The sequence below is a fragment of the bacterium genome, from assembly GCA_027622355.1.
GTDB lineage: Bacteria > UBA8248 > UBA8248 > UBA8248 > UBA8248 > JAQBZT01.
In genome coordinates this window covers 1-7,669 of the sequence record JAQBZT010000143.1, presented here as the reverse complement: position 1 = coordinate 7,669, position 7,669 = coordinate 1, and the positions used below count along the sequence as shown (strand labels likewise).

The 7,669-nt window shown below is 59.9% G+C and carries 7 protein-coding genes; 6 read left to right on the top strand and 1 reads right to left on the bottom strand.

Annotated features, from left to right (window positions below; genetic code table 11):
• The 5 genes from O2807_09315 to O2807_09295 form a co-directional block, all read left to right on the top strand.
• A partial coding sequence (locus O2807_09315) for a hypothetical protein (GenBank protein MDA1000694.1) occupies positions 1-284 on the top strand: 284 nt, incomplete at its 5' end.
• 70 nt (positions 285-354) lie between these two features.
• Positions 355-1,506, top strand: a complete 1,152-nt coding sequence (locus tag O2807_09310; protein MDA1000693.1) for a glycosyltransferase family 4 protein — start codon at positions 355-357, stop codon at positions 1,504-1,506.
• Positions 1,507-1,532: 26 nt separating this feature from the next.
• Positions 1,533-2,543: a phosphoglycerate dehydrogenase gene (locus O2807_09305; GenBank protein ID MDA1000692.1), complete on the top strand. Its 1,011-nt coding sequence runs from the start codon at positions 1,533-1,535 to the stop codon at positions 2,541-2,543.
• Positions 2,544-2,608: 65 nt separating this feature from the next.
• Positions 2,609-3,598: a GDP-mannose 4,6-dehydratase gene (locus O2807_09300; protein ID MDA1000691.1), complete on the top strand. Its 990-nt coding sequence runs from the start codon at positions 2,609-2,611 to the stop codon at positions 3,596-3,598.
• Positions 3,588-4,358 (top strand): sugar phosphate nucleotidyltransferase, encoded by a 771-nt coding sequence (locus O2807_09295; protein MDA1000690.1) that lies wholly within the window; start codon positions 3,588-3,590, stop codon positions 4,356-4,358. Before O2807_09300 ends, O2807_09295 begins: the two co-directional genes overlap by 11 nt.
• 45 nt (positions 4,359-4,403) lie before the next feature.
• Here the strand turns inward: O2807_09295 and O2807_09290 are convergent, their stop codons facing one another.
• Positions 4,404-6,167 carry a hypothetical protein gene (locus tag O2807_09290; GenBank protein MDA1000689.1) on the bottom strand — a complete coding sequence of 588 codons (1,764 nt, stop codon included), beginning with the start codon at positions 6,165-6,167 and terminating at the stop codon, positions 4,404-4,406.
• A 357-nt stretch (positions 6,168-6,524) separates the two neighbouring features.
• Between O2807_09290 and O2807_09285 the strand changes: the two genes are divergently transcribed.
• Positions 6,525-7,669: radical SAM protein (locus O2807_09285; GenBank protein ID MDA1000688.1), on the top strand; the 1,145-nt coding region annotated here is incomplete at its 3' end.

Sequence of the window (7,669 nt, the reverse complement as noted above, 5' to 3'; positions counted from 1 at the left end):
CCGCCGCCGGAATCGCCCTCCTGCTAAAGAAAGGCGAGGCGGGCGATGTCTACAACGTTTGCTCCGGCCGCGCCGTGAAGGTCCGGGAGGTGCTAGGCGCTCTGCTGCGGCTGGCGGGGCTGGAGGGGAAGGTGTGCGTTCTGAAGGAAGAGAGAGAAAAAGACTTGATTCCCTACCAGCGGGGAAGCCTCGCGAAAATCCGAGCCCTGGGATGGTGGCCCCGGTTTTCCCTCGAAAAGTCCCTCTCCGATGCCTGGAAGGCCTGGTGCGGAAAAGACGCCTGAGCCGGAGAGCCGGGAGACGGGAGCCAGCCGTCGCCCCGCCGGCTTCCGCTTCCGGAAGGAAAGTCCTCGGATGAAAGTGGTCCATGTCACCAGCCGCCTGAACATCGGAGGGCTTGCCCAGCAGGTGCTGGCCCTTTGCGCCGGCCTCGACCAGAGGGGGGTTGAATGCACCCTGATCACCGGCGAGCCGGGGGACAAGGAGGGGGACATGCTCTGGTTCGCCAACCCGCCCCGGCGCATCGTCCGGATCCCCGAGCTGGGCCGGGCGGTTAAGCCAATGTCGGATTTCGTGGCCTTCTGGAAGCTGCTTCTCTGCCTCCGCGCGCTCCGACCGGACGTGGTGCACACCCACGCCGCCAAGGCTGGGGCCCTCGGGCGGATCGCCGCCGTGCTGGCCGGCGTGCCGGTCCGGATTCACAGCTACCACGGCCATGTGTTCCGGGGCTATTTTCCGCCGCTCGTGTCCCGGGCCGTGTGCATGGTGGAGCGGCTGCTGGGGTGGATGACAACGGCCCTGGTGACGCCGTGCGAATCGCAGCGCAGGGAGATCGCGGAGGAATTCCGCGTGGCCCCGCCCCGCAAGGTGCGGGTTGCGCGCTACGGGATCCCGGTGGAGGATTTTTCCTCCCTTCCGCCGAAGGCGAAGGCGCGGGAGAAGCTGGGCGTTGGCGAGGACGTGCTCGTGGTGGGCGCTGTGGGAAGGATGGTTCCGATCAAGAACCACGCCCTGTTGGTGGACGCCTTCGGCCGGCTTCCGGAGCGGATCGGCGGCAGGCGCGTCGAGCTTCTTCTGGTCGGCAAGGGAGACTGCCTGCCCGGCATCGAGAAGCAGATCGAGGAGAGGGGCGTCGCGGCCCGGGTCCGGTTCCATCCGTGGCTGGAGGATTTGCGATGGGCCTATGGCGCGATGGATGTGATGGCGCTGACCTCCCGGAACGAGGGCATGCCCATCGCCTTGATCGAGGCGATGGCCGCCGGCGTTCCCGTGGTGTCCACGGCTGTCGGCGGGGTGGTGGATCTGGTGAAGGACGGTGAGACGGGCGTCCTGGTGCCGGGTCAGGACCCCGCCGCTTTCGCCGCCGCCCTGGAGAATCTTTTGACGGACAGCGAATCGCGTGCCCGCCTGGCCCAAAGCGCAAGGGATTTCGTCCGGGCCCACCATCGCGTCGAAAACTTAGTGCAGGACACCCTGGATCTGTACCGAGATCTTGTTGTCTCATGACGAGACCGGAGAGGGGAGGTGCGCAGGTGCCGGTTCCTGATGATGCGGGCCGTCCGGGTCAGGCTGCGGGCGGTTTGTCGGGCGCGACGGTCCTTTTGTCGGTGTCATCTTTCGCAAAGGCCGATCCTCGGCCCTTGGAGCTTCTCGAGCAAGCGGGTCTGCAGTGCGTGCGGAACCCTTACGGCCGGAGGATGGTCGAATCCGAGATGATGGCGCTGGTGGAGGAGGCGGACGCGATCATCGCGGGGACGGAACCCATCACGGAAAGGGTCTTGGAGCGGGCCAAAAGACTGAAGATCATCTCCCGTGTGGGTGTAGGGTTCAACAGCGTAGACTTGGACGCGGCGCGCCGCCGGAATGTCCAGGTGGCCTATACACCTGATGCCCCCTCCGCTGCCGTGGCTGAACTCGCCCTGGGGGCGATGATATGCGCTCTCCGGGGCATTGCACGGGCCGACGCCTCCATCCGGGGGGGCGGGTGGACACCTGTCATGGGCCGGGGACTGGACGAAATCACGGTGGGCGTGATCGGGGTGAACCGGATCGGCAAACTTCTCATCCGGCACCTGGCCCCCTTCGGCACCCGGCTGCTGGGCAACGATATCGTGCGCGATAATCCTTTTTTCGCATCCCATGGGGTACAATGGGCCGAAAAGGAGGAAATATACATCGGGGCGGATGTAGTGACGCTTCACCTGCCCCTCACCGAGCGGACGCGCAACATGATTGGCCCCCGGGAGCTGGCCCTGATGAAGCCGGACGCCATTCTGATCAACACGGCCCGCGGGGGGCTGGTGGATGAAGCGGCCCTCGCCGCTGCGCTGAGGGAGGGCCGCCTCGGAGGCGCCGTTCTGGACGTTTTCGAGAAAGAGCCATATTCGGGGGAGCTGGTGGATTGTCCCAATGTCGTCATGACTTGCCATATGGGTTCCATGACCCGCTCCGCCCGGGCCAGAATGGAGTTTGAGGCCGCCGAAAACGTCGTTCGCTTCCTTCGGGGGGAGGAAGTGGAAAGGCTCGTTCCGCCCCACCCCTGAGGGGCTCGAGAGACGAGGCGGGCTACCCTCCGCGGCAGCAGCGTCCAGGAAAGGATTTCAGCGAGATGCCGGACAGGAATGATGTGGCGCTTGTGACGGGCGCGGGGGGCTTTATCGGAAGCCACCTCGTCGAGAGGCTTGTCGCCGAGGGACACAGGGTGCGGGCCTTCGTCCGCTACACCGGCCGGCAGGAAAACGGTGCCCTGCGGATGGTTCCGCCGGAGGTTCTGCGGGAGGTGGAGATCGTTTCGGGCGATCTTCGCAGCCAGGATTCGGTTTTCCGGGCAGTGGAAGGCGCGCGCTGGGTGTTTCACCTCGGGGCGCTGATCTCCATTCCCTATTCCTACGTGAGCCCGGAAGAAACCGTGGCCTCCAACGTCATCGGAACGCTGAACGTCCTTCAGGCGGCGCGGACCTTCGGCCCGGAGAGGGTGATCCACACCTCCTCCAGCGAGGTGTACGGCACCGCCCGGTACGTTCCCATGGACGAAAGTCACCCCCTTCAGGGGCAGTCGCCCTATTCGGCGAGCAAGATTGGAGCGGATAAGATTGCTGAGAGTTTTTTCCGCTCCTATGGGGTTCCGGTGGTGACGATCCGGCCGTTCAACACCTACGGGCCGAGGCAGTCCACCCGGGCAGTCATTCCAACAGTTATTACCCAGTACCTGAGAGAAGAGAAGCTCACGCTCGGGAATCTTCATCCCACGAGAGATTTCACCTTCGTATCGGATACCGTAGACGCTTTCCTTCGGACTTTGGACGCCAAGGATGTGCTCGGAAAAGAGATAAACTTGGGAAGCAGCCGTGAAATATCCATTGGCGACTTGGTGCATCTCATTGGGGAGTTGATGGGCATGCAAAAGACCACGAGCCAGGAGAATAAGCGGGTGCGTCCTGTCGCAAGCGAGGTCGAACGGCTCTATGCCGATCCTTCCCTGGCAAGTGAATTGCTGGGCTGGAACGCCAAAACTTCCCTTGAGGACGGTCTTCGTATGACTGTCGAATGGGTGAAAGAAAACGCGTCATTTTATCGGAGCATGGAGTATGGCCGCTAAGAAAACTGCCTCCCCGGTCCGCCGGGCGGTGATTCTTGCCGGTGGCAGGGGAGCCCGCCTGCGGCCGTTCACCTTCGCATTCCCGAAACCACTGGTTCCCATCGGGGATGTGCCAATTATTGATATCGTCATGCAGCAATTGCAGGCGGCGGGGATTGAGCACGTAACCCTCGCCGTCGGCCATCTGGCCGAATTGCTGATGGCCTATTTTTCACACCGCACGTACGAGGGCATGGTGATCGACTATTCGCGGGAAGACGAACCCCTGGGGACGGCCGGCCCCCTCTCCCTGGTCGAGGATCTCAACGAGCCCTTCCTGGTTCTAAACGGGGATCTTCTCACCTCGCTGGATTTCGCCGATTTGGCGGAACACCATGTCCGCTCCGGCGCCATGGGGACCATCGCCTCCTACACCAAGGCCTACCAGGTGGACCTCGGGATACTGGATGTCGACGAACAAGGACATCTGACGGCGTACCATGAAAAACCGACGTACAGTTACCGGGTGAGCATGGGGATTTACGTGTTTCAGCCCGAGGTTCTCAGCCTGCTGAAAAAAGACGAACGATGCGATTTACCGAGTCTGGCCATGCGCATTGTCGAGATGGGCCGGAAACTCGTTGTGTTTCCGTTTGACGGGTACTGGGTAGATATCGGATCGCCAGAGGAATATGCCCGTGCGGTGGATGAGTTCGAAAAGCATACTCCTCCCATTTTAAAGGGAACGCCTCGGCGGGATAAGGACAAGAATTCGAACTGATCTTCAAATTTTTTTTTATTTTCGCCTGCTCATGGCGCATCTGTTTCAAGTGCGGGTTTTGGGCACTGCGTCCCTGCGCCAGACCAGATAATCTTCCAGGGCGAGGAAATCCAGGCCAGAACGAACGAGGGTGCCTATCGCGTCCCCGGGAGAGCAGACGATAGGCTCTCCGTGAATGTTGAAACTCGTGTTCAGGAGGCCACCGACCCCTGTTTCCCGTTCCCACAGGGACAAAAGCCTGTGGTACCCGGGGTTGACGGATGCCTCGACGATTTGCGGCCGGCAGGTCAGATCGCGCGGATGCAAGGCGGCGAGAAGATCCCGCTCGGCCCGTGGTTTGCTGCGGAATCCCGTCATCATGAAAGGGGAGGCGAGTTTTTTCGGATTTTCGATATAGTCCTCTTGCCTCTCGGCAAGAATCGACGGTGCAAACGGCATCCAGAAATCCCGTTGCTTGATGGCGTTGTTCAGTTTCCGGACGTTCCGCAGATCCCGGGGGTCGGCCAGCAGGGACCGGTTTCCGAGGGAGCGCGCCCCCCATTCCATCCTACCGGTGCAGCGCGCGATGATGTTGCCGTCCCGTAGCAGGGCGACAAGGCGCGGGTGGATGTCGTCGTATCGTTCGAATAGCACTTCGTTGGCAAACTTCCGGAGCGACTTTTCGATTTCCGCCTCCGGGTAGGAAGGACCAAGATAGATGTTCCGGAACGGCTGGGGAAGTTTTTTCGCCTCCACGGCGTGATTTTCCACGTGGCAAATATAGGCGGCGCCGAGAGCGATGCTTTCGTCCCCGCAACTCGGGAAGACAAATAAGTCCCCGATTTCCGGCAATTCTGCCAGCAACATGTTCAGCTTGATGTTCATGAAGACACCGCCGGCGAGGGCGACGTTCTGGATGCCGGTTTTCCGGATCCAGTTTCGAACGAGGCCAACGACAACTTCTTCCGTGACGCGCTGGATGCCCGCCGACACAGCGTCGAAGCGCATCGTCCCGAAGTCCTTGGCAAGCTGCCGTGACAATCCCAAACCCCATTTTCTGCACTGGATCTCGATGGCAAAACCATCTGGACTCAGCCCCACGTATTTCCGGAACAGGCGGTAGGTCTTCTCCGCGAGCTCTTCCGGGGCGTATGGAGCGAGGCCCATCACCTTGTACTCATGCTCGTTGGGTTTCATCCCCAGAATTTCGGTGACGCGTCCGTAGAGTTCTCCCAGGGAATGAAAACTGGTCCAGCTCCGCAGGCGGTGGAGCTTTCCTTCCCGTCCCTCGGAAACCGTTCCGCTCAGTCCGTCCCCTGACCCGTCGACCGTGATGGCGAGGACCGGCTTGCTGCGAAAGCTTTCGGGAGCTCCGAAATAGCAGGTAGCCGTATGGGCCTGATGGTGTTCGACAAGCCAGACCTTTTCCGGAGAGATTCCTTTATTCCTGAGAAATTCATAGAGATCTGCTCTCCTTCTCTTTTCCTCGAAATGCTTTTCGAACCACAGGTAGGGTTCAACGAGCATGTGTGAGCCGACGAGAGCTGCGGGGAGCAGTTTCGTGAGGAAGTTGAATGCCCGGCGGCGCGACATGCCCTCGGCCTTCTCCCAGGAGAGGGCGGGTGGAGAAATTCCGCCGAGCGCGACGAGGTCGATGTCGGCACCGACCAGCCCGACATACTCCAGTATCCACTGGATTGCGTGCAAAGGAGCACCTCCGTATCCCTTGATCCGGTTAAAGCGCTCCTCACTTGCCATGGCTTCCACATGGCCATTATTCAGCAGGCAGGCGGTAGAAGTATGACCATCATGGATGCCCAGAATGCGCATCGGCCGCTCCTGTCAGGAATTTGGTTCCCTGCGGGGAGAGAAAATCGCCGAAAGGAACCACGCGATGAATATTTCCATCCCCAAAAACTCGGTAGTTATACCACTTGTTGCCAGTTTCTCGGAGGCTTGCAGGGTGTGGCCCGCATACGGGAAAACCGTTGGGTCCGGCGGGGTGCCCTCGGTTTGCCTGGGCGAAGTATTGACTAAGATTCTTCGGGTGGCATTTCTGATGAATATCTGGGATAATACGACCGAGTCTGCAAAAAAACCTCTTCGTGAGGAAGAGGGGTAAGTGCGTCTTGTAAATTCAGATCGGGCTCTATGGAAGCCCGAATGCGTGAAAGGGATTTTTCTAGGATGACATACGTTCCTCTCAAGATGGTCGAAACGCACAGCAGACCCAGACCGGTCGTGCACCAATCCAGCTCGGTCGCCGAGCACGAGATGCGTCTTTGGTCCTTCGCGCGCTTTCCGAAAGAGAACCCGAAGATCCTCCTTCTCGAGCCGTTCTATCCCGCCGAGGCCGCGTGGGGGAGTGCCAAGGTCGAGCAGGGGTTTTTGCCGCCCTTGGGCACGATCTCGATTTATCGGTGGCTCAGAGAAAAGGGCTACGAGGTCGATTTCATCGATACGCAATTCGGCGATTATACCGAGGCGTCATTACGGGAGTTGCTGAGAGAAGGGAAATATCATCTCGTCGGCATTCCGGTGTTCACGCCGACCGCCGGCCATTCCTTCAACACGGTGCGTATGGTCCGGCAAGCCCTGCCAGACGCCGTGATCGTGTTGGGGGGAGTGCATGTCACCTCCCTTTCCGTGGAAAGTCTCGAGGAGTGCCCCGAGGCGGATTTTGTCATCCGCCGGGAGGGGGAAATCACGCTGACCGAACTAATCGAAACACTCTCGCGCGGGGAAACCGACTTCTCCCGCATCGAGGGGTTGACCTGGTGGCGGGACAGTGAATCCATTGTCATGAACCCGGATCGCGCACTTCTTCCGGAATTGGACGAACTGCCTTTTGGCATGTTCGGAGATCTCGATTTGGCCCGGTATGTCCCTCATCCGACCCAATATGTTCGTCTTCCGAACTATCCATTCGTCACGCAACGCGGCTGTCCCTACCCCTGCACCTATTGCGAGGCGCATGTGACGCTTGGCAAGAAGCTGCGACTGTTTAGCCCGCAGCGTGTTATTGAAGAACTGAAATTCTTGAAGTACGAAAAGGGCGCGAGGGGCATCTACTTCCAGGATTCCACATTCACCATGAACCGGAAGTACATTGTTGAACTCTTCGAACTGATGATCGGGGAAGGCCTGAACGACATGTATTGGTCCTGCAACACGCGCACGGACCGCGTGGATCCCGACCTTCTGGCTCTAATGTACGAATCCGGTTGCCGCATGATTCTCTATGGAATAGAGTCGGCGAATCTTGAGTCGTTGAAAATTATCAAAAAAAACATTACGCCTGAGGCGCAGGAACAGGCGGGGAAGTGGACGCA